Here is a 255-nt window from a genome sequence, read left to right as displayed (position 1 = left end):
CATACAACTGCCAGCCACAGAAATCACAGCCCTGTTCGGCATACCAGTGCTCCAGCGTGCAGCTGAAACGGCGGCTTAATTCTGCAACAACGTCGCTTTCCGGCTGACACCACGGCGTGTCGAAATCAACCTGAATGAAGTTTTCCCCCTGACTGCTGATATTCAGGTCATACCCACAAGGCCACTTCACGCCATACCGTTCTGTATACCAGTGATATGCAGAAGGAACACCGTTCAGAACACCACCGTTGAAGC

General features: G+C 52.2%; 1 pseudogene. It reads right to left on the bottom strand.

Features of this window, described 5'->3' with window-relative positions:
* A pseudogene (locus E0D98_RS26730) lies at positions 1-255 on the bottom strand (hypothetical protein); the annotation flags it as partial.

The sequence above is a fragment of the Escherichia sp. KCJ4928 genome, from assembly GCF_004352695.1.
GTDB lineage: Bacteria > Pseudomonadota > Gammaproteobacteria > Enterobacterales > Enterobacteriaceae > ECMA0423.
This window is presented reverse-complemented; position numbering and strand designations above follow the sequence as displayed.